Origin of the sequence: Polynucleobacter sp. JS-Safj-400b-B2 (genome assembly GCF_018881975.1) — a bacterium.
Classification (GTDB): Bacteria; Pseudomonadota; Gammaproteobacteria; order Burkholderiales; family Burkholderiaceae; genus Polynucleobacter.
The window spans coordinates 1-23,142 of sequence record NZ_JACVPJ010000012.1; the positions used below are offsets into that span (position 1 = coordinate 1).

The 23,142-nt window shown below is 46.0% G+C and carries 21 protein-coding genes, 2 tRNA genes and 1 pseudogene; 19 read left to right on the forward strand and 5 right to left on the reverse strand.

Annotation, left to right across the window (positions count from 1 at the left end; all coding sequences use genetic code 11):
• Positions 1-118 (forward strand): annotated as a pseudogene (locus ICN48_RS11000) (IS30 family transposase); the annotation flags it as partial.
• Positions 119-156: 38 nt separating this feature from the next.
• Here ICN48_RS11000 and ICN48_RS11005 read toward each other — a convergent pair.
• The 4 genes from ICN48_RS11005 to ICN48_RS11020 all read right to left on the reverse strand — a co-directional run bounded on the left by ICN48_RS11005 (position 157) and on the right by ICN48_RS11020 (position 3,723).
• On the reverse strand, positions 157-411 hold the full coding sequence (locus tag ICN48_RS11005; protein WP_216153740.1) for a DUF1289 domain-containing protein: 255 nt from the start codon (positions 409-411) through the stop codon (positions 157-159).
• A complete protein-coding gene (locus ICN48_RS11010) occupies positions 408-1,580 on the reverse strand; it encodes a GNAT family N-acetyltransferase (protein ID WP_216153741.1) in 1,173 nt (390 codons plus the stop codon). The genes ICN48_RS11005 and ICN48_RS11010 overlap by 4 nt, the downstream gene beginning before the upstream one ends.
• Before the next feature lie 2 nt (positions 1,581-1,582).
• Entirely contained in the window at positions 1,583-1,969 is a 387-nt protein-coding gene (gene gloA / locus ICN48_RS11015; protein WP_216153742.1) for a lactoylglutathione lyase, read from the reverse strand.
• Between the two features lie 83 nt (positions 1,970-2,052).
• Positions 2,053-3,723, reverse strand: coding sequence for an electron transfer flavoprotein-ubiquinone oxidoreductase (locus tag ICN48_RS11020; protein ID WP_216153743.1), 1,671 nt, complete (start codon positions 3,721-3,723; stop codon positions 2,053-2,055).
• Positions 3,724-3,881: 158 nt separating this feature from the next.
• Here ICN48_RS11020 and ICN48_RS11025 point away from each other — a divergent pair, with 158 nt between their 5' ends.
• From ICN48_RS11025 to ICN48_RS11100, 16 genes are all read left to right on the forward strand, one after another.
• Positions 3,882-4,583, forward strand: a complete 702-nt coding sequence (locus ICN48_RS11025; protein ID WP_216153744.1) for a CoA transferase subunit A — start codon at positions 3,882-3,884, stop codon at positions 4,581-4,583.
• A 58-nt stretch (positions 4,584-4,641) separates the two neighbouring features.
• Positions 4,642-5,292, forward strand: coding sequence for a CoA transferase subunit B (locus tag ICN48_RS11030; RefSeq protein WP_216153745.1), 651 nt, complete (start codon positions 4,642-4,644; stop codon positions 5,290-5,292).
• Between the two features lie 35 nt (positions 5,293-5,327).
• Complete coding sequence (locus tag ICN48_RS14120) at positions 5,328-7,202, forward strand: alpha/beta fold hydrolase (protein ID WP_216153746.1); 1,875 nt, start codon at positions 5,328-5,330, stop codon at positions 7,200-7,202.
• A gap of 16 nt (positions 7,203-7,218) precedes the next feature.
• The gene (locus ICN48_RS11040) at positions 7,219-9,246 is read left to right on the forward strand and encodes a bifunctional (p)ppGpp synthetase/guanosine-3',5'-bis(diphosphate) 3'-pyrophosphohydrolase (RefSeq protein WP_216153747.1); all 2,028 of its coding nucleotides are present in this window, start codon (positions 7,219-7,221) and stop codon (positions 9,244-9,246) included.
• 18 nt (positions 9,247-9,264) lie between these two features.
• Positions 9,265-9,341, forward strand: a tRNA-Val gene (locus ICN48_RS11045).
• Positions 9,342-9,439: 98 nt separating this feature from the next.
• Positions 9,440-11,362 (forward strand): threonine--tRNA ligase, encoded by a 1,923-nt coding sequence (gene thrS / locus ICN48_RS11050; RefSeq protein ID WP_216153748.1) that lies wholly within the window; start codon positions 9,440-9,442, stop codon positions 11,360-11,362.
• 55 nt (positions 11,363-11,417) lie between these two features.
• On the forward strand, positions 11,418-11,942 hold the full coding sequence (infC, locus tag ICN48_RS11055) for a translation initiation factor IF-3 (RefSeq protein ID WP_216153784.1): 525 nt from the start codon (positions 11,418-11,420) through the stop codon (positions 11,940-11,942).
• Positions 11,943-12,082: 140 nt separating this feature from the next.
• Complete coding sequence (gene rpmI, locus ICN48_RS11060) at positions 12,083-12,280, forward strand: 50S ribosomal protein L35 (RefSeq protein ID WP_011902674.1); 198 nt, start codon at positions 12,083-12,085, stop codon at positions 12,278-12,280.
• Positions 12,281-12,305: 25 nt separating this feature from the next.
• Positions 12,306-12,671 carry a 50S ribosomal protein L20 gene (gene rplT / locus ICN48_RS11065; protein WP_011902675.1) on the forward strand — a complete coding sequence of 122 codons (366 nt, stop codon included), beginning with the start codon at positions 12,306-12,308 and terminating at the stop codon, positions 12,669-12,671.
• Between the two features lie 25 nt (positions 12,672-12,696).
• A complete protein-coding gene (pheS, locus tag ICN48_RS11070; protein WP_216153749.1) occupies positions 12,697-13,743 on the forward strand; it encodes a phenylalanine--tRNA ligase subunit alpha in 1,047 nt (348 codons plus the stop codon).
• A gap of 33 nt (positions 13,744-13,776) precedes the next feature.
• Complete coding sequence (gene pheT / locus ICN48_RS11075; RefSeq protein WP_216153750.1) at positions 13,777-16,233, forward strand: phenylalanine--tRNA ligase subunit beta; 2,457 nt, start codon at positions 13,777-13,779, stop codon at positions 16,231-16,233.
• A gap of 53 nt (positions 16,234-16,286) precedes the next feature.
• Positions 16,287-16,610 (forward strand): integration host factor subunit alpha, encoded by a 324-nt coding sequence (locus tag ICN48_RS11080; RefSeq protein ID WP_215392528.1) that lies wholly within the window; start codon positions 16,287-16,289, stop codon positions 16,608-16,610.
• A complete protein-coding gene (locus ICN48_RS11085; protein ID WP_216153751.1) occupies positions 16,588-16,938 on the forward strand; it encodes a MerR family transcriptional regulator in 351 nt (116 codons plus the stop codon). Before ICN48_RS11080 ends, ICN48_RS11085 begins: the two co-directional genes overlap by 23 nt.
• Positions 16,939-16,963: 25 nt before the next feature.
• Positions 16,964-17,040 (forward strand) — tRNA-Pro (locus tag ICN48_RS11090).
• A gap of 39 nt (positions 17,041-17,079) precedes the next feature.
• Entirely contained in the window at positions 17,080-17,493 is a 414-nt protein-coding gene (locus ICN48_RS11095) for a PaaI family thioesterase (protein WP_216153752.1), read from the forward strand.
• A 182-nt stretch (positions 17,494-17,675) separates the two neighbouring features.
• Complete coding sequence (locus tag ICN48_RS11100; protein WP_216153753.1) at positions 17,676-17,960, forward strand: H-NS family nucleoid-associated regulatory protein; 285 nt, start codon at positions 17,676-17,678, stop codon at positions 17,958-17,960.
• A gap of 84 nt (positions 17,961-18,044) precedes the next feature.
• Here the strand turns inward: ICN48_RS11100 and ICN48_RS11105 are convergent, their stop codons facing one another.
• On the reverse strand, positions 18,045-18,731 hold the full coding sequence (locus tag ICN48_RS11105) for a helix-turn-helix domain-containing protein (RefSeq protein WP_216153754.1): 687 nt from the start codon (positions 18,729-18,731) through the stop codon (positions 18,045-18,047).
• A 299-nt stretch (positions 18,732-19,030) separates the two neighbouring features.
• Between ICN48_RS11105 and ICN48_RS11110 the strand changes: the two genes are divergently transcribed.
• On the forward strand, positions 19,031-21,886 hold the full coding sequence (locus tag ICN48_RS11110) for a 2-oxoglutarate dehydrogenase E1 component (protein ID WP_216153755.1): 2,856 nt from the start codon (positions 19,031-19,033) through the stop codon (positions 21,884-21,886).
• A 40-nt stretch (positions 21,887-21,926) separates the two neighbouring features.
• Positions 21,927-23,132 (forward strand): 2-oxoglutarate dehydrogenase complex dihydrolipoyllysine-residue succinyltransferase, encoded by a 1,206-nt coding sequence (odhB, locus tag ICN48_RS11115; RefSeq protein ID WP_216153756.1) that lies wholly within the window; start codon positions 21,927-21,929, stop codon positions 23,130-23,132.
• Positions 23,133-23,142: the final 10 nt, after the last annotated feature.

Below are 23,142 nucleotides of genomic sequence, written 5' to 3' on the forward strand. Positions count from 1 at the left end.
TTACTCACAGGCTAAGCTTAATGCCATAGCTAGGAAACTGAATGAGCGCCCTAGAAAGACACTAAACTATCAAACACCGGCAGAACGTTTTGCCCAATCTGTTGCGTTGACCGGTTGAATCCAAGGTCGATAAGAGCCATTCAACCGTCAATGGATTTAGAGTTTTTTTGCCTGCCTCTGAAATCTGGTTGCAGTACCTTCTGCACGAATGCGCTGCCATACAGAATCTTTTTCTTCTTGCGAGAAGAATACCCAATTACTTACCTCGCCAAGCGTTCTTCCACAGCCTTGGCAGATCTCGTCGTAAAGGGTGGTGCATACACCAATACACGGTGAGTCAGAGTCTGCATCCCCGGTTGAGAGGGAGTGCGAGCCATCTTGCACAATAGATTTGGTGTCTTCAGAATTCATGGCTGTACTTTAGACGATTTCAAAGGACTGTGCTCGGCGAGCTCATCAACATAAGCTCCGATTCCTTGGTGTTCGCGATCTAGAAAGTGTTGTACGGCTTTGGCAAACTGAGGATCCGCAATAAAATGGGCGGATTGAATAGTTGTTGGCAAGAAGCCGCGCGCCATCTTGTGTTCGCCTTGTGCGCCACCTTCAAAGGTTTGAATCTCATTAGAGATGCAATATTCAATTGCTTGGTAGTAGGCGGTTTCAAAGTGCAAGCAGAGTATATGTTCGATTGCACCCCAATATCTGCCATAAGCCTTAGAGCTTGTGGGGTCAACAACTAGCAAAGATGCTGCAATCGGATTTTCATTGCGCTCTGCAATGATGAGATGTAAGTTTTCAGGCATACGCTGTGCCCATAACTTCAAGAATGTCTCATTAAGATAGGGACTAGATCTATGCTCTAAGTAAGTGTTTGCGTAACAGCGATAAAAGAATTCCCAATCGGCATTGGTTGAAGATATCCCTGGTACATGTCTAAAAGTAATCCGCTCTCGTGCTACCTGTTCTCGTTCGCGTCGAATATTCTTGCGGCGCTTCATAGTGAGGACTGCTAAAAATTGCTCGAAATTTTCAAAGCCTTGGTTATGCCAATGAAATTGCACCGAGTCTCGCAACATGAACCCCTGATCCTCGAGTCCCTTTGCTTCTGAAGCATGGGGAAATAAGACATGTGCTGAAGATAGATTATTTTGCAGAACTAAAGTCTTCAAGCCTATGATTAATTGTTGCTTTACTAAATCAGCATCTATATCTCTGGCGCTCAAAATCCTTGAGCCTTGAACTGGTGTAAACGGAATGGCGCAAAGCGCTTTCGGGAAATACTGCATGCCTTGTTGCTCATAGGCCTGTGCCCAAGACCAGTCGAAGACAAATTCTCCGTAGGAGTGTTGCTTCAAATATAGGGGCATTGCGCCAATGAGCTGGCCGCTATCTTTTAGAAGTAGGTGAGCTACTTGCCAACCAGTATTAGCTCCAACGCAGCCAGTTTCCTCTAGCGCACTGAGAAACTCATGGCGAAGAAATGGCCCTGCGTCTGCAGGAAGCAAGGCGTTCCAGTCGCTACAGGGGATATCGCTTAAGCGATCAACTATTTCTAATCGAAACGAATCGGGCCCTGCCACGATTAGCGCTGAATGAGCTCTATTTTGTAGCCATCAGGATCGGTTACAAAAGCAATGATGGTATCTCCGCCAGCCACGGGCCCAGCTTCACGAGTGACATTGCCTCCAACTGCCTTGATGGAAGCACAAGCAGCATAGGCATCGGGAACTTCTATTGCGATATGTCCGTAGGCTGTACCTAGGTCATAGGACTGAACGCCATGGTTGTAGGTAAGCTCAATCTCAGACTGACCATCACCATTCCCTTTACCAAAACCAACAAAGGCGAGTGAGTATTTTTGCTCGGGACGCTCAGTCGTACGTAGTAAGTTCATACCCAATACTTTGGTGTAGAAATCAATGGAGCGATTAAGGTCGCCGACGCGCAGCATTGTGTGTAGGATCATCATGACTTCAATATACCGCTATTTATTTTTTTGTGTTGAGATGAAAAACCCCGGTATATGACCGAGGTTTGCTGTATGACATTACCTCACATGGATGCGTAGTTAGGGCCACCCCCACCCTCAGGGGTAACCCAGACAATATTTTGAGTTGGGTCTTTAATGTCACAAGTTTTGCAATGCACACAGTTTTGCGAATTAATTTGCAAACGAGGCTTACCATCCGTTTCTACATACTCATACACTCCGGCAGGGCAGTAGCGTTGCTCTGGGCCTGCATAGGTTTTGAGGTTGATATCTACCGGCACAGAATCATTTTTCAGGGTTAAGTGAATCGGTTGATTCTCAGCGTGATTGGTGTTGGAGATAAATACAGAGGATAGGCGATCAAAAGTAATCTTGCCATCTGGCTTTGGATAGTCAATTGGCTTGTGCTGTGCTGCTGGCTCTAAGCATTCATGATCGGCGTGTTTTAAATGCACAGTCCATGGCATATTGCCGCCCAAAACCTTTTGCTCCAATCCCACCATCAATGTACCGAGATAGAGGCCTTTAGACATCCATGGCTTGAAGTTGCGCGCTTGATTGAGTTCGGTATGCAACCAACTGTTTTGGAATGCAGTAGGGTATGCAGACAAAACATCCCCAGAGCGGTTTTCATTAATAGCAGCTACCGCAGCTTCAGCAGCAAGCATGCCGGTCTTAATCGCCGCATGGCTTCCCTTAATGCGTGAGGCATTTAGGAAGCCCGCATCGCATCCAATCAGGGCGCCCCCAGGAAATACTGTTTTGGGGAGACTATTTAATCCACCAGCGGTTAAGGCGCGAGCTCCATAAGAAATACGTTTGCCACCTTCAAATGTTTCACGGATCCTTGGGTGAAGCTTATAGCGTTGGAATTCTTCAAAGGGGGAGAGGTAAGGGTTCTTATAGGAAAGTCCAACCACCAAACCAACGGCAACTTTATTGTCACCAAGGTGGTAGAGGAATGAACCGCCATAGGTATCGCTTTCTAATGGCCAGCCTGCAGTGTGTACAACAAGACCAGGATTGCTCTTAGACGGCTCTACTTCCCAGAGCTCTTTAATACCAATGCCATAGCTCTGTGGATCCGCATCTTTGTCTAATGCAAATTTGGAAATGAGCTGCTTGCCAAGATGACCACGTGCGCCTTCAGCAAAGAGGGTGTACTTGCCACGTAATTCCATGCCAAGCTGAAACTGATCGGTTGGATTACCTTCTTTATTCAAACCCATTGAGCCGGTAATCACGCCACAGACTGCGCCTTGCTCGTTATAAAGAATTTCTGCGGCCGGAAAGCCGGGGAAAATTTCTACACCAAGGTTCTCAGCTTGTTGCCCCAACCAACGGGTCACGTTAGCAAGACTGACAATATAGTTGCCTTCATTCTTAAAGCAGTGCGGCAAAATCCAGTTTGGAACCTGGTATGAGTTATCGCTAGTTAAAAATAGAAATTGATCTTGCGTTACCGGCGTATCGAGTGGTGCACCCAGTTCTTTCCAGTTTGGAAATAGCTCAGTAAGTGCTTTCGGATCCATAACAGCGCCAGAAAGAATGTGGGCTCCGATTTCAGAACCCTTTTCTAGAACGCAAACGCTAATTTCTTTTCCGGAGGCGCTAGCCAATTGCTTGGCTTTAATGGCGGCCGACAAACCTGCAGGACCACCCCCAACAATGACTAGGTCATAGTCCATGGAATCTCTGGGTCCAAATTGCTCAACCAGCTCTGCTGCATTCATACAATTTCTCCGAAATTTCTCAAAAATAGGGCATTTAAGCCCTAATAGTTTAGTTCTAACTGTCAAAAACCAATTTAGTGCCAAGACGGCCTTGATCGTTGGGTCTGAAGCGTTATGATTACTTTTCTACCCATTTTGGCAATATTAGGACAAAAGTAATGAATAAAACTTACCCATCGGCAGTAGATGCCTTGCGGGATATCTTAAAAGACGGACAAAAATTGGCTGTTGGCGGTTTTGGTCTTTGTGGCATTCCAGAAGCTTTAATTCAAGCGGTTAAGGATCTGGGCGCTCAGAACCTCACCGCAATTGCTAACAATGCTGGTGTAGATGGTTTTGGCTTGGGCTTGTTGCTCAATTCACGTCAAGTGAAAAAGATGGTTGCCTCCTATGTTGGTGAGAACAAAGAATTCGAGCGACAGTACTTAGCTGGTGAATTGGAGTTGGAGTTCACGCCACAAGGTACTTTGGCTGAAAAATTACGTGCCGGTGGTTGCGGTATTCCTGCTTTCTACACAAAAACTGGTGTGGGCACTTTAGTTGCTGAAGGCAAAGAGGAAAAAGAATTCGATGGTGAGAAATACATCATGGAGCGTTCAATCATTTCCGATATCTCTTTAGTAAAAGCTTGGAAGGCGGATAAGTCTGGCAACTTGGTCTATCGCTACACAGCACGTAACTTCAATCCAGTAGTTGCAATGGCTGGCAAGATTACTGTTGCAGAGGTAGAGGAGATTGTTGAGAACGGCCACCTGCATCCTGATGAGATTCATACGCCTGGTATCTATGTGCATCGCTTGGTGCTTCATAAGACGCCAGAAAAGCGTATCGAGCAGCGTACTTTGACTGCAAAAGCGTAATTCCCCTAACAGTAAAGCCATAGAACAGCAATAGAACAGAATATTTAGGAAGATTGAGATGCCTTGGACTAGAGATGAGATGGCAGCACGTGCTGCTAAAGAATTAAAAGACGGTTATTACGTGAATTTGGGCATTGGTATGCCTACATTGGTAGCCAATCACGTACCAAAAGATATGGAAGTGTGGCTGCAATCTGAAAATGGGTTATTAGGTATTGGACCATTTCCAACCGAAGAAACCATTGATGCTGACTTAATCAATGCTGGCAAGCAAACGATTACGACTTTGCCTGGCTCATCAATCTTTTCTTCTGCTGATTCATTCGGCATGATTCGTGGTGGCAAAATCAACATCGCAATCTTGGGTGCAATGCAGGTAAGCGAACATGGCGACTTAGCTAACTGGATGATTCCGGGAAAAATGGTTAAGGGTATGGGCGGTGCAATGGATTTAGTTGCAGGCGTAAAGCACGTTGTTGTGTTGATGGAGCACGTTGCTAAGAAAAAAGATGGTACGGAAGAGCTGAAGATTTTGCCGAAGTGCACCTTGCCTTTGACCGGGGTAGGTGTAATTAGCCAGATCATCACCGATTTGTGTGTTCTTGATATCACTCCTAAAGGTTTGAAGTTAGTTGAATTGGCTCCAGGCGTGACTAAGGAAGAAGTCATTGCTAAAACGGGAGCCCCTGTTGACACAACAGGTTTTTAATAGGTTTTATCAATTAATGGAATAATGGGTTCACCATGTCGGGCTCCCATCATTTTCACTCGAGGCCATCTAAGCCCCAGAATCAATCTGGGGCAGATCCTTCCTTACATGCCCATAAAAAGGGCGATGCGCAGCATACCCACAGCAAGCAAGTTTCCAATCAAAACCTTCTATTAATTGCCTTAGTATTGACCTTAGGTTTTTCAGGGGTTGAGGGCGCTGCAGCCTATTTTGCCAATTCACTAGCTTTGATATCAGATGCGGGTCACATGGTGACCGATGCAGCAGCTCTAGGATTGGCGTTATTAGCGCAAATTATTTCTCGTCGTCCACCATCTCCAAAACATTCCTTTGGTTTTGGACGCGCTGAAGCGCTAGCTGCTTTTGTAAATAGTATTGCGATGCTTGCTTTAGTAGTGTGGATTGTTATTGAGGCAATTAGTCGCTTCTATGATCCTCATAAAGTAGATGGCTTTACAGTTACGGTTGTAGCTGCTATTGGCTTGCTAATGAATATCGTAGTGGCTTGGGTGTTATCGCGAGACAAGAAGAGTGTTAATACTCGTGCTGCCTTAGTCCATGTGATGGGTGATCTATTGGGCTCTGTGGCAGCATTGATTGCAGGTGTCGTGATTCAGCTGACAGGCTGGATGCCAATCGATGCCATCCTCTCTATTTTGGTCTCACTCCTTATTCTGAAATCCACCATCTCTATTCTTCATGAGTCTTATCACTTCTTGATGGAAGGCGTACCGCTTCACATTGACTACTTACAAGTAGGCACTGATTTGAAGAATATTCCAGGTGTGCTAGCAGTACATGATCTGCACGTGTGGGAGATGACGCCTAGTTTCCCAGCCTTGATCGGCCATATTGAAATCGCCGAGATGCAAGAGTGGCCAGAAATTATGGCCAGAATTAATGCGATGCTCTTAAATGAGCACGGCATTGATCATGTGACACTACAACCAGAGGAGGTTGGCGATGAGCATGATCACGAGCATGGTCATGCAGACCATGAAATTCATAATGAAGCTCAGGCAGCAAATGTATTTCATGATGGCGACACTTTCTTTGTAGATTGCACTAGCGGAGATGAAAAACACCGCATGGCTTATCACGCTTGGGGAAACCCCGGCAATAAGGTATTGCTGTGTGTTCATGGCCTAACAAGACGAGGCAGTGACTTTGAGACTCTTGCAAAGGCGATGTGCAAGGACTATTACGTTGTTTGTCCAGACATAGTTGGAAGAGGTAAATCAGATCGCTTAACTAACCCAATGCTATATGCGGTCCCACAGTATGTTGCCGATATTGCTGCGCTGGTTAAGAAGTTGGGTGTGTCACAAGTTGATTGGTTAGGCACTTCTATGGGCGGATTAATTGGCATGGTGTATGCCGCAATGTCTAACTCTCCGATTCGTAGAATGATCATCAATGATGTGGGTCCAAAGATTGAACCGGAGGCAATTAAGCGTCTAGGTTCGTACGTAGGGCAACCATTTACTTTTGCAGATCGCACGCACGCACTCCAGCGCTTAAATGAAATCTGTGCCACTTTTGGTGACCACACTGCAGAGGAGTGGGAGACTTATAACGGCCCCATGTTGATTCAGAAGGATGGTAAATGGATCATGCATTACGACCCTGATATCGCTGTGCCATTTGCCTCTGTTAATCCGATCATGGCAAAAGCCGGCGAGATGGCAATGTGGCACGCCTTTAAACAAATCCATATTCCGATGTTGATCGTGCGTGGTGGTGATTCAGACCTGCTGTCAGCAGCAACTGTTGCAGAGATGTGCAAAGTTAATCCTTATGCACGCAGTATTGAGATTCCTAATGTGGGTCATGCGCCTGCATTTGTAAAGACAGAGCAAATTGCTTTAGCAAAAGAGTTCTTCGGTTAATTATTTTTAGTTGCCAATGGCAAACGCTTCCCCTCAATCAGAAAAAGTAGCGCTATTTCAAGACGCCTGGTATGGGGAGCCAGCTGAGCTGCACTCGGCTGGTGTTTCGCAAATACTGCAAACCCTTAATTTAGATGAAGCTACATTAACTGCAGCAAGTAACATTGCTCGCACGCATGGTAAAGAGGCGCTCATTAAACTGATTGGTGAGGAATCTGCAAAATTACTCATTGGTTATCGTGGCTTGCGTCAAGCGCAAGGTAAGTTGGTGCGTGATGATGGTGGTTTAAGTGTCACCGGCCAAGAAGAAATGTTGCGAAAAATGCTATTGGCATTTGGTGATGATCTGCGAGTAGTTCTCATTTACCTCGCATCCCGCTTGCAGACCTTGCGCTGGATTACACAGGAAAAGATAGAGATGCCCGCTCCGTGGGCGCAAGAGATTCTAAATATTGATGCTTCACTAGCCAACCGGTTGGGTATTTGGCAAATGAAGTGGGAGATGGAGGATTTGGCATTCCGAGCCTTATCTCCCCAGACTTATCGTGACATTGCCACAATGTTGGATGCGAAACGGATTGAGCGTCAATCATTTATCGATCAAATTGTCTTGCAGCTACAGGGCGAACTAAAAGCAGCGCAGATTGAGGGTGAAGTGCTTGGTAGGCCAAAACATATTTACAGTATTTGGAAAAAGATGGAAGGCAAAGCATTAGACTTTGCAAATCTTTATGATGTCCGAGCATTTCGGGTATTGGTTGATGATGTCAAATCCTGTTATGCCGTATTAGGAATTGTCCATAACGTTTGGCAACCAGTGCCAAGAGAGTTTGACGATTACATCGCTCGTCCTAAGCCTAACGGATATCAATCTTTGCATACTGTAGTGATGAATGATGACGGTACGGCATTTGAAATTCAGGTACGTACACAAGAAATGCATCAGCAGGCTGAGTATGGTTTAGCTGCCCATTGGCGATATAAAGAGGGTGCTTATGTTGGTATAGCAACTCCGCCTAATCCTGCAAAAACGAATAAGCCTAACGTCAATCATCAACAAGGCACGCATAGCGCAGAGGAAGCCTACGAGCGGCAAATTGCTTGGGCCCGTCAGCTCATCTCCTGGAAAGAAGACGCTTGGGAGCGGCTCAAGCACCATGAGATAGATGATCATATTTACGTGCTCACCCCCCTAGGAAAAGTAATCTCTCTGGAAAAGGGTTCTACACCAATTGATTTTGCTTATGCAGTTCATACCAACCTGGGTCATCGCTGTAGGGGTGCTCGGGTAGATGGTGCAATGGTGCCTCTTGAGACGGCATTGAAGAATGGCCAGACCATCGAGATCATTGCTGTCAAACATGGTGGACCATCACGAGATTGGATCAGCCCCGATAAACACTATGTTCGCTCGCAAAGGGCACGTCAACGAGTGCGGGCCTGGTTCAATGCCCTTGATGACGAGGAAGCTGGTCAGCCTGCTAAGGTTGTTGATAACAAGGCTGAGTCAAATCCAGAAATAAAACCAGCGACACCAGAAATCGTTTTACGTCATAGCAGTCATAAAGCGGGGCGGGGTGGTGATGTTTTAGTGGTTGGGGTAGATTCGTTGCTAACGCAGTTGGCGCGTTGCTGCAGACCCGTTCCACCTGACGCCATTGCGGGATTTGTGACACAAGGTAGAGGCGTTTCGATTCATCGTCGCTCCTGCAAAACATTTAGAGGTCTTCTCGAAAGGGCGCCGGAGCGAGTAATTCAAACGGCCTGGACAGCTTCGGCTGCAGATCCGGTGGCTAATCAAGAGCAAAAACGCGTATTTCCAGCGGATTTAGTGGTGATAGGCTTAGACCGTCCTGAGTTAATGAGGGAGCTCTTTGAGATTCTGACCCGTCAAGGCGTCCATGTCATCGATCTACGTAAATCGGCTAAAAAAGGTCTTGCCCAGATCCTTTTAACGATTGAGGTAAAGGATTCAGAAGTGCTTCGACTGGTTCAAAATAGCCTAGAAGAGGTTAAAGGGGTCACCCAAGTACGCCGCCGGTGATAAACTCTATGGCTGTATAGGCTCGTAGCTCAGCTGGTTAGAGCACCACCTTGACATGGTGGGGGTCGTTGGTTCGAGTCCAATCGAGCCTACCAACGAATAGGACCCAAAGCGCGGTTGCCCAAAAGCTACCGCGCTTTATTTTTAGGTCATCGAAGTAAAACGGAAGTTTAGTAAATAAGATGGAGTCGTCATGCTTGTAGTTACTCTACCCGATGGATCAAAACGTGAGTTTGAGGCCCCAGTTCGTGTTGCAGATGTTGCGCAAAGCATTGGTAGTGGTCTTGCAAAAGCTGCTTTAGGTGGCATCGTCGACGGCAAGATGGTCGATACCAGTTTTGTAATCGACAAAGATAGTCAGTTAGCTATCATCACTGACAAGAGTCCAGAGGCGCTCGAGATTGTGCGTCACTCCACAGCACACTTATTGGCTTACGCAGTAAAAGAATTATTCCCAGAAGCGCAAGTAACAATTGGACCAGTAATCGAGAATGGTTTTTACTATGACTTCTCTTACCACCGCACATTTACTCCAGATGACTTAGTCGCTTTAGAAAAGAAAATGACTGAGCTCGCTAAAAAAGATGAGCCAGTGACTCGTACCGTAATGCCGCGCGATGATGCAGTTGAGTTTTTCAAGAAGCAAGGGGAAAACTACAAAGCAGAATTGATTGCCAGCATTCCGCAGGGCGAAGATGTTTCTTTGTACGCTGAAGGCAAGTTCACCGATTTATGTCGCGGCCCGCACGTGCCATCTACTGGGAAGCTCAAGGTATTTAAGCTGATGAAGCTTGCAGGCGCTTACTGGCGTGGCGATAGCAAGAATGAGATGCTGCAGCGGATTTACGGCACAGCATGGCTTCGCAAAGAAGATCAAGACGCTTACTTACATATGCTTGAAGAGTCTGAGAAGCGCGACCATCGTCGCCTTGGTAAGCAACTTGATTTATTTCATTTCCAGGAAGAAGCACCAGGTTTAATTTTCTGGCATCCAAAGGGATGGTCAATTTGGCAAGAGGTTGAGCAATACATGCGTCGCGTGTATCAGCAAGAAGGCTACCAAGAAGTCAAGGCGCCACAGATTTTGGATCGTGCGCTTTGGGAGAAATCTGGTCACTGGGAAAACTATAAAGAAAATATGTTTACGACTGAGTCGGAGAATCGTGCTTATGCATTAAAGCCGATGAACTGCCCAGGTCACGTTCAAATTTATAACTCTGGTTTGCATAGCTATCGCGAACTGCCATTACGTTTTGGTGAGTTTGGACAATGTCATCGTAATGAACCATCAGGTGCATTGCATGGTTTGATGCGTGTGCGTGGTTTCACGCAAGACGATGGTCATATTTTCTGTACAGAAGATCAAATTCAGTCTGAAGTGGCCAACTTTGATAAAGCAGTACGCGCCGTGTATCAAGATTTTGGATTTACTGAAGTGGCTGTGAAGTTAGCCTTGCGTCCAGCAAAGCGCGTTGGTGATGATGCGATTTGGGATAAAGCAGAAGAAGCCCTCCGTGGAGCCTTAAAGGCTTCGGGTCAAGAATGGGAAGAATTGCCAGGCGAAGGCGCTTTTTACGGTCCTAAGATTGAATACCACCTTAAGGACTCGATTGGACGTACTTGGCAGTGCGGCACGATTCAGGTGGATTTCTCGATGCCAGCCCGTTTGGGTTCTGAATATGTGGCTGAAGACAACAGTCGCAAGACCCCTGTCATGCTTCATAGGGCAATTGTGGGCTCTTTAGAGCGTTTTATCGGCATTTTGATTGAAAATCACGCTGGAAACATGCCGGTTTGGCTAGCTCCAACCCAGGCTGTAGTGCTCAATATCTCCGGAAATTCTGCTGCATATGCACAAAAAGTGCAGCAATTACTGAAAAAACAAGGGTTTAGAGTTGAATCCGATTTGCGGAACGAGAAAATTACGTATAAAATACGCGAGCACGCATTACAGAAGATCCCATTTTTGCTAGTTGTAGGTGATAAAGAATCTGAAAGTAATACGGTGGCCGTTCGTGCCCGTGGCGGAGTGGATTTAGGTGTAATGCCTCTTGATGCCTTCGTTGCCCGACTCCAGCAGGATATATCCCAGAAAGTCGGACCCGAGCCTAGCTAGGGCTCAGGTGGATATTTGTACGGTTTGTTATTGAATTTTTAAAGGAATTAAGAAGATCGCTACTGAAAAATTGCAACGCATTAACCGGGAAATTACTGCTCCTGAAGTGCGTTTGATTGGAATCGATGGGGAGCCCATCGGTGTAGTTAAGTTGAGTGAAGCCTTGGCTTTAGCAGAAGAGAAAGAAACCGATTTGGTTGAAATTGCTCCTACGGCTGTGCCACCTGTAGTCCGCATCATGGACTTCGGCAAATTCAAATACCAAGAAGCCAAGCGGATGCATGAAGCTAAGCTGAAGCAAAAAGTAATTCAGGTGAAGGAAGTGAAGTTCCGCCCTGGTACTGACGATGGCGACTATGGTGTAAAGCTACGAAATCTAATCCGCTTTTTGGAAGATGGCGATAAGACAAAGATTACGCTGCGGTTTCGGGGTCGTGAAATGGCCCACCAAGAAATCGGAGTCAGAATGTTGGAGCGTTTGAAGTTGGACCTCGTTGAGTTTGGTCAAGTCGAACAGTTTCCAAAAATGGAAGGCCGCCAGATGGTGATGGTATTAGCCCCCATTCGTAAGGCTAAGTAACTAGGTTCTACCTGGTTCTTATGTAGGGAGGTGTTCTTAGTGAATAACTAAGGATGCCGGTAGTTTGAAGTGCTTCTGGGTACAGGAAGAGTAACCGTCGGTTACCACCTATGTTGCACAAGTAATTGAAGGGGTGCTTTATGCCCAAGATGAAGAGCAAGAGTAGCGCTAAAAAGCGCTTCACGGTTCGCGCAGGCGGAACGATTAAACGAGGACAGGCTTTCAAACGCCACATCCTCACCAAGAAGACCACAAAGAATAAGCGTCACCTCCGTGGTTCCACAGAAGTTGCGAAAGCTGACGTTAAGTCAATTCGCTCCATGCTTCCATACGCTTAACCTCAGACTAGATTAGGAGAATTAAATGCCAAGAGTCAAACGTGGGGTTACAGCAAGAGCCCGTCATAAGAAAATCACCGATGCTGCTACAGGTTACCGTGGCCGTCGTAAGAACGTATTCCGTATTGCTAAGCAAGCGGTTATGCGTGCTGGTCAATATGCATATCGTGACCGTCGCAATAAGAAACGTGTATTCCGCGCATTGTGGATTGCCCGTATTAACGCGGCAGTTCGTCAGCATGACATGACCTATAGCGTATTCATGAATGGCATGAAGAAAGCTGCGATCGAACTCGACCGCAAAGTACTTTCTGATATGGCCATTGCTGACAAAGCGGCTTTTGCTGCTTTGGTTACTCGGATCAAATCCGTAGTAAACGCTGCAGCTTAATCTTAGTTTTCTAAACTAAGCTGCAATGGTTTCTCTCGACCACATTGTCGAGGATGCTAAACGTGATTTCCTCGGAGCTGCCGATGCGGCAGCTCTAGAGGACGCGAAAGCCAAGTATCTCGGTAAGTCAGGTGTTCTCACTGAGCGTTTAAAAGCGCTTGGTGGAATGTCGCCTGATGAACGCAAGAGTGCTGGCGCCCAAATTAATCAAATCAAAACTCAAGTAGAAGCTGCATTACAAGAGCGTCGCCAAGCTTTGGCTGATGCTGTGTTGATGCAACGTCTTGCGGCCGAGTCTATCGATGTTTCCTTGCCTGGCCGTGGCCAAGCAGTAGGTAGCTTGCATCCAGTGATGCGCACCTGGGAGCGTGTTGAAGAGATCTTTCGCTCAATTGGTTTTGATGTAGCAGACGGCCCTGAAATTGAAACCGATTGGTTTAATTTCACCGCTTTAAATAGTCCTGAGAATCATCCTGCACGTTCGATGCAGGATACGTTTTATATCGATGGCAAGGATTCTAATGAGAAGCCTTTGTTATTGCGTACGCATACCAGCCCCATTCAAGTTCGCTATGCAAGTGAGCACGTTAAGAAATACGCTAACGCTGATGTTATGCCACCAATCAAAGTGATTGCGCCAGGCAGAACCTATCGTGTAGACAGCGATGCAACGCATTCGCCGATGTTCCATCAGGTGGAAGGTCTTTGGATTGCAGAAACGGTTTCTTTTGCAGATCTCAAGGGTGTTTATACCGACTTCTTGAGAACCTTCTTTGAAACGAACGAATTACAAGTGCGTTTCCGCCCATCGTATTTCCCATTTACAGAGCCTTCCGCGGAGATTGATATGGCCTTTGGTAGCGGCAAGCTTGCCGGCCGTTGGTTGGAGATATCTGGAGCAGGCCAGGTTCATCCAAATGTATTGCGCAATATGGGTATTGACCCAGAGCGTTACACCGGTTTTGCTTTTGGATCTGGTCTTGAGCGCTTAACGATGTTGCGTTACGGAGTGGATGATTTACGTCTCTTCTTTGAAAATGATCTGCGTTTCTTGGCGCAGTTCCCCGCATAACCAAATCAGCATTACTAAATCTTAGATCGCGCTATGCAATTTTCTGAATCTTGGCTTCGTCAGTATGTAAACCCATCACTCGATAGTGATGCGCTTGGACATGCAATGACAATGGCCGGTTTAGAAGTTGAAGAGCAACATTCAGTAGCACCTGCATTTACTAAGATCGTCATTGCGCAGATATTGTCTGCAGAGCAACATCCTGATGCAGACCGTTTACGTGTTTGTAAAGTAGACGCCGGTACTGGTCAAGAGTTACAAATTGTTTGTGGTGCGCCTAATGCGCGTGCTGGTATTAAGATTCCGTGCGCTATGGTTGGCGCTGAATTGCCTCCTGCCGAAGTCGGCGGCAAGCCATTCATGATCAAAGTAGGTAAGCTGCGTGGCGTAGAAAGCCAAGGCATGCTGTGCTCTGGTCGCGAACTTGGATTAGGCGATGATCACGAAGGCATCTTAGAGTTACCTGTGGATGCGCCAGTTGGCAAAGATATTCGTGAGTATCTGGATCTTGATGATCAAATCTTCGTTATTAAGTTAACCCCCAATAAAGCTGATTGCCTCTCATTGATGGGTATGGCAAGAGAAGTTTCTGCTATTACAGGTGCTGCACTCTGCGCGCCAAAGTGGACTCCGCCAGCAGTATCCATCGACGATAAGCGCAAAGTAATAGTAGAAAATAAAGAGCTTTGTGGTCGTTTTGCAGGACGTGTGATTCGCAGTGTCAATCCACAAGCTAAAACGCCCGACTGGATTGTGCAGCGTTTATCGCGCGCCGGCCAAAGAAGCATTTCTGCTTTGGTGGATCTCTCCAATTATGTAATGTTAGAAATGGGTCAACCTACCCACGTATTTGATATCGATAAGTTAAATGGCGATATCACTGTTCGTTGGGCTAAGGCAGGTGAAACCCTTGAGCTTTTGAATGGTCAGACAGTCACCTTGCAGGGCCCTGACTCTGCAGGCAAGATTCAAGACGCAGGCATAGTTGCTGACCAGACTGGTCCAGTTGCATTGGCCGGCATTATGGGCGGCAACCATTGCGCTGTATCTGATAGCACTCAAAATATCTATGTTGAAGCAGCCTATTGGCTGCCTTCAGCAATTCAGGGTCGTGCCCGTCGCTTTAATTTCAGCACCGATGCAGCTCACCGTTTTGAACGTGGCGTAGACCCGCAAAATACGGTGAATTGCTTAGAGTATCTCAGTGCCTTAATTATTGAGGTCTGCGGTGGTCAAGCTGGCCCAGTAGATGACCAGATATTGAATGTACCTGAGCGCAAGCCAGTCAAAATGCGTTTGGCTAGGGCTGTGAAGGTAATTGGTATTCCGCTTACTAGTGATGTCGTTGCTGACGTATTTAAGCGTCTTGGTTTTGAATTCAAGCAAGAGGGTGATGCATTTGTTGTAACCCCTCCAAGCTATCGTTTTGATATTGAGATTGAAGAAGATTTAATCGAAGAAGTCGCACGCATGTACGGCTTTGAAAATATTCCTGATCAACCGCCTGTTGCTTCATTGAAAATGAGTGCTAAAGCGGAAGCGAAGCGCGGTATTCACTTGCTACGTCAGCGCTTAGCTTTGCAAGGCTACCAAGAGGCAGTGAACTTTGGATTCACCGATCTCGAGAGTGAACAGCGTCTTGCAGGCGCACAAGAACAAGACCTTATTAAGGTGCTTAATCCGATCGCCAATCAATATGGTTTCATGCGTAGCACCCTATGGGGTGGTTTATTGGGCAATCTCAAGGCTAATTTGAACCGCGGAGCAGGGCGTGTCCGCCTGTTTGAGACTGGTCGTGTATTCAAGCGTGACGCTAACGTTCAAGAAGAGGCTGGCAAGGTAGCCGGCTTTTATCAGCCACAAAAAATTGGCGGTCTTGCTTATGGGTCATTTGTGCCCGAGCAATGGGCTAATGCAACCCGTGCAGTCGACTTCTTTGATGTGAAGGGCGACCTTGAGCGCGTTTTAGATCCGCTGCATTTTGTAACTGAAGCTGCACAGCATCCCGCCTTGCATCCAGGTCGCTCAGCTCAAGTTTTATTAAAAGCAGGTAAGTCCAATATTGCAATTGGTTGGATTGGTGAATTGCACCCTGGATTACAACAAGCCTATGAGTTGCCTCAAGCACCAGTCTTATTTGAATTAGATTTAGATCCGATTCGTGAACTTGGCTTACCTGTGCCTGAAGAGTTGAGTAAATTTCCAGCAGTGCAACGTGACCTTGCCTTAGTGGTAAAGCAAAGCGTCTCAGCGCAATCATTACTGGATGCAATGGCTGCTAGCAAACAAAACTTCGTACGCAACATTGAACTCTTTGATGAGTTTAAGCCTAAGGCAGGATCAAGCAGCATGGCGGATGATGAGAAGAGTTTGGCTTTCCGCGTCACCCTGTTAAACCCTAATGAAACATTGCAAGATCCCCAAATTGATGCAGTGATGGCAGCTTTATTGGGTGCAGTAGAAAAAAAGTGCGCAGCCCGTTTGCGCTAGGTTTAATATTAGGCATAAACCAGATAATTAATTAGTTACCAAAGAGACTAGCAATGACTGAATTGATTTCGAACGATACCGTTACCAAGAATGAGCTTTCTGAAGCTCTTTTTGATCAAGTCGGACTAAACAAACGCGAAGCAAAAGATATGATTGATGCGTTCTTTGATCGTATTGGCCAATCCCTTGAGGCGGGCGTTGAAGTTAAGATCTCTGGTTTTGGCAATTTCCAGTTGCGCAATAAGTCGGCTCGTCCTGGCCGAAATCCAAAGACAGGCCAAATGATTCCGATTGCTGCGAGACGCGTTGTTACTTTTCACGCAAGTCAAAAGCTTAAAGATGTAGTGGAGTCACATGCTCGAGAAAACCGAGTTTGATGCCAGCTCAGCACTGCTGAGCTCTCAACTTCTTCCGATACCCGCTAAGCGTTATTTCACGATTGGTGAAGTGGCGGATCTTTGCGGTGTTCGCTCACATGTACTACGTTACTGGGAGCAAGAGTTTTCACAGCTTAGCCCCCAAAAGCGTCGTGGTAACCGTCGGTATTACCAGCACCACGAGGTAGTCTTGATTAGAAAAATCCGCTCACTACTTTATGAAGAGGGTTTTACGATCAGTGGTGCGCGCAATCGCCTAGAAGAAGCTCGCGGCGACCTGCGTCTGCGTGAAGAATTGCAAGCTGTCCTGCAGATTCTCTCTAAATAGTTACTGATACAATTTTGTCTTTCGTCGGGGCGTAGCGCAGCCTGGTAGCGTACATGCATGGGGTGCATGTGGTCGGAGGTTCAAATCCTCTCGCCCCGACCATTCAAATTCATCCCCTTATTTCTAAAACAATTTCTCTCCATGACAAGCATTGATAAATCCATTGAATATTTTGGGCTCAAGATCCCTTTTTTAGCTCACTTGGGTGTAGTTCCTGAGTTTGCCAAAGATGGCAAGTCACGTATTAGCCTGCAATTGAAACCTGAGTATGAAAATAGTTTTGGGATTGCCCATGGCGGCGTCATCATGACCCTGTTGGATTTTGCGATGGGAGCGGCAGCCAGAAGTATTTCCGAGGTTCCTTTGGGTGCGATGACCATCGATATGACGGTTAGTTTCTTGCGTCCCAGCATCGGCAAAATCATAGTTGAGGGCACTATCCTTAAACCAGGTAAAACGATTAATTACTGCGAGGCGATTGTGTTGAATGAAGCAGGGGAGATAACCGCTAAATCGAGCGGTACCTTTATGTTGAGAAAATCCAAAACACCTTAATTAAATATGGTAATTATAAAGATTATGTCTTTTATTAACCTTAATTGATTTAGTGCTAATAAATATAGGTTAATATCTGACTAATAAATATTGCGAGTTAGATTAGTTTCTATATAATCAAATCTTAATACAGTCAATATAGGCTGTATAAATCAACTTATTATTCGGAGATAGAAAACAATATGCCTTCTTATAAAGAGCTTTTAGCCCAACGCGAACAGTTGGATAAACAGATTAAAGAAGCAATTGCCCATGAAAAGGCGGATGGTATTGCCAAGGCAAAGCTCATTATTGAGCAGTATGGATTAAATGCTTCAGACTTATTCAGTCGTAAAGCTGGCGCTAAGAGTGCTGGAGGCAAGGTAGCTCCTAAATACCGTAACCCATCTACAGGTGAAACTTGGACTGGTCGCGGTAAAGCGCCTAAGTGGATTGAAGGCAGAGATCGTAGTAGCTATTTGATCTAAGTTATTGTATTTAGTAAGCTTTAATTCAAAAGGCCGCTTATAGCGGCCTTTATCTTTACATAATCCGTTGCTCTTGATGGATCATCAGGCGCACTTCCTAGCTAATGCCTCCGCGAATAAAGGCTCCAATAACTCATGGGACCAGTTGCCTTCGGCCTCTGGGTCGGTGGCAGGGTAGCCAATAATGAGTGGATTGAGGTCAATTAAGCCATTAGCTAGCTCTTGCTTAATGCTTTCACTTAAGGGGTGTTTGCCACCAGAGTTTTCATCCGCTAGCGCAACAACACCGGGGTGAAGCTTGATAAAACCCTCATCTACTAGAATAGGTATCCTCTGTATGTCCTTGTTTTTACTAAGATAATGAATTAAATGAACTTGCTCTACTGGTGGTATGAGGGCGTCCAAGAATATGAGGTCCGGGGCTATGGAAACAGCCATCATTAAGCCCTCTAGGCTATCCACAGAAATTTCCATATCTACTTTAAGTTGCCAATCGGCAATGGATTCCATTAATTCCTGCCCATTTTCAGATCTTCTGAATATCCCCATAGCTACACAATTTTGGGTAGTTTTTTGTCGCATAGCTCTTTTTCTGCGTTGTAATTGCTGTTCTAAGGAGCTTGCCAATATGCGTCTATGACCGCCACGGGTTTTCCAAGCGATGAGTTCGCCTAATTCCACCATTTTCTGAACGGTGCCTAGGGAAACCTGCAAAATCTTGGCGCTTTGACGGGTGCTGAGGTATTCCGCTTCTGGGGTAATCGATTTCATATTTCCCTTAATTTCATTTAATTGTTTGAAGATTTAGAGAATAAAAATCAAAATCATTTGAATCTGTCGGTAAACCCTTAAAGCAGAGTAGGAAAGTTCTTATTAATTCTGTTTATTAGGGAAATACCCCCAATTCCCATGAAATCAGGGAAAGCCCTTTATGTATCCATGGCTATTCGTGTTAAATTAGTGATGTAGCAACAGTATTCGCACAGATCAATTCGCCAAACGGTCGAGCCGTGTAACGAATGGTTTTAACCACAGTTTTTATTCGGGAAACCCGATGAAAGGTGAGCATCATGATGCAGGATCAAAGAGATAACTCCTATCTCTTCGGCGGAAACGCACCCTACGTAGAGGAACTCTACGAATCCTACTTGCACGATCCAGCTTCTGTAGCTGACCATTGGCGAGATTATTTCGATAACGTGAAACAAGTTCCAGCAGTTGACGGTTCATCTCGAACTGACATTGCCCATGGACCAATTGTTGCTTCATTTGCTGAGCGCGCAAAGCAAGGCCCCATCAGAACGATTTCTGATTCGGCTGACTCAGAGATGGGTCGCAAACGCGTTGCTGTTCAGCAGTTAATTGCCGCATATCGTAACGTCGGTAATCGCTGGGCAAATTTAGATCCATTGAAGCGGACAGAGCGCCAGGACATTCCTGAGTTAGATCCCGCTTTCTATGGTTTTACTGACGGCGATATGGATATCGTCTTCAATACTAGTAATACATTCTTCGGTAGAAACGAAATGTCCTTGCGCGATTTGCTTCAAGCATTGCGCGAGACTTACTGCGGCACGATTGGTGTCGAGTTCATGTTTATTGCTGACCAGAAAATTAAGAAGTGGTGGCAAGAAAAATTAGAGTCCATTCGCTCAACCCCACAATTTAATGTGGAAGAGAAGCGTCAAATCTTGGATCGCGTAACCGCTGCCGAAGGTCTGGAGCGTTATCTTCAGGCTAAATATGTTGGTCAAAAACGCTTCTCCCTTGAGGGTGGCGAAAGCTTTATTGCCTGTATGGATGAGCTGATCCGTGACTCTGGCAACAAAGGCATTCAAGAGATGGTGATTGGTATGGCCCACCGGGGTCGCCTTAACGTATTGATTAATACATTAGGCAAGATGCCAAAAGACTTATTTGCCGAGTTTGAGCATAAGGGTCCAGAAACATTGCTTGCAGGCGACGTTAAATACCATCAAGGTTTCTCTAGTGATATTTCGACTCCTGGTGGTCCGGTTCACTTGTCATTGGCATTTAACCCATCTCATTTAGAAATCGTTAACCCGGTAGTTGAGGGTTCTGCACGTGCTCGTATGGAGCGTCGTGGTGATATGTTGGGTGAGCAAGTAATGCCAGTCCTAGTTCACGGTGATGCTGCGATTGCAGGTCAGGGTGTGATGCAAGAAACATTGGCGATGTCGGAAGTTCGTGGCTACTCCACTGGTGGTACGGTTCACATTGTCATTAACAACCAAATTGGTTTCACAACATCAGATCCACGTGATTTGCGCTCAAGCTTGTATTGCACAGACATCATGAAGATTGTGGATGCCCCTGTGTTGCACGTGAATGGTGATGATCCTGAAGCGGTGGTATTGGCAACGAAGTTGGCTGTTGAGTTCCGCATGAAGTTTCATAAGGATGTTGCGATTGACATCATCTGCTTCCGTAAGCTTGGCCATAACGAGCAAGATACGCCAGCAATGACTCAACCATTGATGTACAAAATCATTGCTGCGCACCCAGGTACCCGTAAGTTATATGCTGATAAATTAGAAGCTCAAGGTGTATTACCTGCTGGCACAGGCGATCTGATGGTCAAAGAGTATCGCGCTGCCATGGACGAAGGCAAGCAGACTTCAGATCCAGTCTTGAGTAACTTCAAAGGTAAATTTGCAGTGGATTGGTCTCCATTCCTTAATAAGAAGTGGACCGATGAATCCGATACAGCGATTCCATTAACTGAGTGGAAGCGCCTAGCTGAAAAGATTTCTACTATTCCAGAGGGTTTCAAGGCGCATCCATTAGTAGCTAAGGTATTTAATGACCGTGCCGCTATGGGTCGTGGCGAAATTAATGTTGACTGGGGTATGGGTGAGCATATGGCTTTCGCATCCTTGGTTGCTAGTGGCTATCCAGTTCGTTTATCTGGCGAAGATAGCGGACGCGGTACCTTTACTCACCGCCATGCGGTCTTGCATGAGCAAAACCGTGAGAAGTGGGATACCGGTACTTACATCGCTCTTCAGCATGTGACTAAAGATCAAGCGCCATTTGTGGTGATTGACTCCATTCTTTCTGAAGAAGCTGTGCTTGGTTTTGAATATGGCTATGCCGCCGCAGAACCAAATACTCTAACTATTTGGGAGGCTCAGTTTGGCGACTTCGCTAACGGTGCACAAGTGGTTATTGACCAGTTCATCGCGTCAGGTGAAGTGAAGTGGGGTCGTGCCAATGGTTTAGTCATGATGTTGCCGCACGGCTATGAAGGCCAAGGTCCAGAGCATTCCTCTGCACGTCTTGAGCGCTTTATGCAGCTATGTGCTGATACCAATATGCAAGTAATTCAGCCAACAACAGCGGCGCAAATCTTCCATGTCTTGCGTCGTCAGATGATTCGTCAGTTCCGTAAACCGCTGATCTTGATGACTCCAAAATCATTGTTGCGCAATAAAGAAGCTGCATCACCTTTGTCTGAATTTACTAAAGGTGGTTTCCAAACCATTATTGGTGAGCGTGATGATTCTATCGATGCTAAACAAGTAACTCGTTTGGTAATGTGCTCCGGTAAGGTCTATTACGACTTGGTTAAGCAGCGCACTGAGAAGAAGATTGGTGATGTTGCCATTATTCGCTTGGAGCAACTGTATCCATTCCCGCACAAAGCATTGATTGCTGAGTTGAAGAAATATCCAAAATTGGAAGACGTAGTGTGGTGTCAAGATGAGCCACAAAACCAAGGCGCTTGGTTCTTTGTACAGCACAACATCTTGGAAAACATGTCTGATGGTATGAAGTTGGGCTATGCGGGCCGTCCTGCATCAGCATCACCAGCTTGTGGTTACGCCCATCTCCACCAAGAACAGCAGAAGTCTTTATTGAATGCGGCGTTTGCCAAGCTCAAAGGTTACGTGATCACGAAATAATCGTTTTCATAATTGAACATACATATAAACAGGATTAATCATGGCTATTTTCGAAGTTAAAGTTCCACAACTCTCAGAGTCAGTTGCTGAAGCAACTTTGTTGCAATGGAAAAAGAAAGTTGGCGACGCCGTAGGTCAAGACGAGATCTTGATCGAAATCGAAACCGATAAAGTGGTTCTCGAAGTCCCAGCTCCTTCAGCTGGTGTTTTGACAGAAATCATCGTTGCCGATGGTGGTACTGTAGTTGCTGAGCAGTTGATTGCAAAGATTGATAGCACTGCTGTCGCAACCGCCGCTCCGGCCGCACCGGTACCCGCAGCTGCTCCTGCAGCTGCAGCCCCAGCAAAAGCAGCAGCACCTGCTGCTAAAGCTGGCGCAGCCGCCGCTCCTTCAGCAGCAAAAATTCTGGCAGAAAAAAATATCGATGCTGGTCAAGTTGCCGGTTCTGGTCGTGATGGCCGTATCACTAAAGGTGATGCATTAAATGCTTCTGCTGGTGGCGCTAAGTCTGCTGCATTGCCAAGTGCACCAATTCCAATGGGTGATCGCCCAGAAGAGCGAGTGCCAATGAGCCGTTTGCGCGCTCGTATTGCTGAGCGTTTGTTAGAGTCCCAAGCAAATAACGCTATCCTGACTACATTTAATGAAGTCAATATGGGTCCAGTGATTGCATTGCGTAATAAATACAAAGATCAGTTTGAGAAGACTCATGGCGTGAAGTTAGGCTTTATGTCTTTCTTCGTTAAAGCAGCAACTCACGCTTTGAAGAAATTCCCACTCTTGAACGCTTCTGTTGATGGCAATGACATCGTTTACCACGGTTACTTTGATATCGGTATTGCAGTGAGCTCACCACGCGGCTTGGTAGTTCCAATTTTGCGTGATGTTGACCAAATGAATTTGGCTGATATCGAGAAGAAGATCGCTGAGTTCGGCGCTAAGGCTCGCGATGGAAAATTGTCTATTGAAGAGTTGACTGGCGGTACATTCTCCATCTCTAACGGTGGCGTATTCGGCTCTATGCTTTCTACTCCGATCATCAACCCACCACAATCTGCAATCTTGGGTATCCATGCAACTAAAGACCGTGCTGTAGTTGAAAATGGTCAAGTGGTTGTTCGCCCAATTAACTACTTAGCTTTGTCATACGATCACCGCATCATCGACGGTCGCGAGGCTGTGCTCGGTTTGGTTGCTATGAAGGATGCTTTAGAAGATCCTTCACGTCTTCTCCTTGATTTGTAAGAAGGGAAGA

Excerpts from the sequence above, each read along its gene's own strand:
- rpmI (WP_011902674.1), top strand. The coding sequence starts at position 12,083 with ATGCCCAAGATGAAGAGCAAGAGTAGCGCTAAAAAGCGCTTCACGGTT.
- pheS (WP_216153749.1), top strand. The coding sequence starts at position 12,697 with ATGGTTTCTCTCGACCACATTGTCGAGGATGCTAAACGTGATTTCCTC.
- rplT (WP_011902675.1), top strand. The coding sequence starts at position 12,306 with ATGCCAAGAGTCAAACGTGGGGTTACAGCAAGAGCCCGTCATAAGAAA.
- ICN48_RS11105 (WP_216153754.1), bottom strand. The coding sequence starts at position 18,731 with ATGAAATCGATTACCCCAGAAGCGGAATACCTCAGCACCCGTCAAAGC.
- ICN48_RS11005 (WP_216153740.1), bottom strand. The coding sequence starts at position 411 with ATGAATTCTGAAGACACCAAATCTATTGTGCAAGATGGCTCGCACTCC.
- ICN48_RS11080 (WP_215392528.1), top strand. The coding sequence starts at position 16,287 with ATGACTGAATTGATTTCGAACGATACCGTTACCAAGAATGAGCTTTCT.
- ICN48_RS11025 (WP_216153744.1), top strand. The coding sequence starts at position 3,882 with ATGAATAAAACTTACCCATCGGCAGTAGATGCCTTGCGGGATATCTTA.
- ICN48_RS11030 (WP_216153745.1), top strand. The coding sequence starts at position 4,642 with ATGCCTTGGACTAGAGATGAGATGGCAGCACGTGCTGCTAAAGAATTA.
- ICN48_RS11085 (WP_216153751.1), top strand. The coding sequence starts at position 16,588 with ATGCTCGAGAAAACCGAGTTTGATGCCAGCTCAGCACTGCTGAGCTCT.
- ICN48_RS11110 (WP_216153755.1), top strand. The coding sequence starts at position 19,031 with ATGATGCAGGATCAAAGAGATAACTCCTATCTCTTCGGCGGAAACGCA.
- ICN48_RS11020 (WP_216153743.1), bottom strand. The coding sequence starts at position 3,723 with ATGAATGCAGCAGAGCTGGTTGAGCAATTTGGACCCAGAGATTCCATG.
- ICN48_RS11040 (WP_216153747.1), top strand. The coding sequence starts at position 7,219 with ATGGCAAACGCTTCCCCTCAATCAGAAAAAGTAGCGCTATTTCAAGAC.
- gloA (WP_216153742.1), bottom strand. The coding sequence starts at position 1,969 with ATGATGATCCTACACACAATGCTGCGCGTCGGCGACCTTAATCGCTCC.
- odhB (WP_216153756.1), top strand. The coding sequence starts at position 21,927 with ATGGCTATTTTCGAAGTTAAAGTTCCACAACTCTCAGAGTCAGTTGCT.
- pheT (WP_216153750.1), top strand. The coding sequence starts at position 13,777 with ATGCAATTTTCTGAATCTTGGCTTCGTCAGTATGTAAACCCATCACTC.
- thrS (WP_216153748.1), top strand. The coding sequence starts at position 9,440 with ATGCTTGTAGTTACTCTACCCGATGGATCAAAACGTGAGTTTGAGGCC.
- ICN48_RS14120 (WP_216153746.1), top strand. The coding sequence starts at position 5,328 with ATGTCGGGCTCCCATCATTTTCACTCGAGGCCATCTAAGCCCCAGAAT.
- ICN48_RS11100 (WP_216153753.1), top strand. The coding sequence starts at position 17,676 with ATGCCTTCTTATAAAGAGCTTTTAGCCCAACGCGAACAGTTGGATAAA.
- ICN48_RS11095 (WP_216153752.1), top strand. The coding sequence starts at position 17,080 with ATGACAAGCATTGATAAATCCATTGAATATTTTGGGCTCAAGATCCCT.